Origin of the sequence: Bartonella sp. AA23NXGY, assembly GCF_042197165.1 — a bacterium.
Taxonomy (GTDB): Bacteria; Pseudomonadota; Alphaproteobacteria; order Rhizobiales; family Rhizobiaceae; genus Bartonella.
Genome location: NZ_JBHIRO010000084.1, coordinates 1 through 971, shown reverse-complemented (window position 1 = coordinate 971; position 971 = coordinate 1). Strand labels below are relative to the sequence as shown.

The following is a 971-nucleotide window of genomic DNA, read 5'->3' as shown; positions in this document are numbered from 1 at the left end:
GAACCGCTTGTCATGAGTTGGATATAATCGATAATCAAGACATCTAGACCATGTTGTCGTTTAAGACGCCTTGCACGTGCGGCCAATTGTGCAAGGGATACACCCCCCGTTTGATCAATATAAAGAGGGATTGTTTGTAAGGAACGCATTGCGTAAATGATGTTGGTAAATTGCTCTTCTGAGATATTACCACGACGCATATCAGAAGAAGAAACCTTTATTTGTTCTGAGATAATACGAGTTGCAAGCTGTTCTGTTGACATCTCAAGTGAGAAGAAACCAACAATACCCCCTTCATTGGCTTGGCTGTTATCACGCTTACAAGCATTAGCAATATTAAAAGCAATATTGGTAGCAAGTGATGTTTTACCCATCCCAGGGCGTCCCGCAAGGATAATTAAATCAGATGCTTGTAATCCTCCCATTTTTTCATCAAGGGTTTTGATATGGGTAGCTATCCCAGAAAGCTGTGAGGAACGCTTTTTTGCAGCGCTTGCCATGTTAAGTGCTTTTGCAATGGCTGTATCAAAGTTTTCAAACCCACCCCCATATTTTCCTTTTTCGGCGAGCTCAAATAACTGATTTTCAATCGTTTCAATTTGTTGGGTAGGCGTGAGCTCTACAGGAGCATCAAAAGCTGTATTGGCAACTTCATTGCCAAGATTAATCAAAGACCGGCGGATAAAAAGATCGTAAATAACGCGTCCATAATCTTCAGTGTTAATAATAGTGACTGCCTCTGTGGCTAAGCGAACAACATACTGGTATACAGTAATATCTCCAACTTTTTCTTCCATTTGGATATAGGGCTTGATTGTAATGGGGTTTGCAAGATGACCATTTTGAATAATTTGTAAGACAATCTCAAAGATCTTTTGGTGTAGCGTTTCAAAAAAATGTTCTGCTTTGAGAAAGTCTGAAACGCGATCGAGTGCATTATTATTAATCAGGATTGCTCCAAGTAATGCCTG

1 protein-coding gene is annotated in these 971 nt (G+C 40.1%); it reads right to left on the bottom strand.

Annotation, left to right across the window (positions count from 1 at the left end; genetic code table 11):
- Positions 1-971: DnaB-like helicase C-terminal domain-containing protein (locus ACFINY_RS09765; RefSeq protein WP_375701073.1), on the bottom strand; the 971-nt coding region annotated here is incomplete at both ends.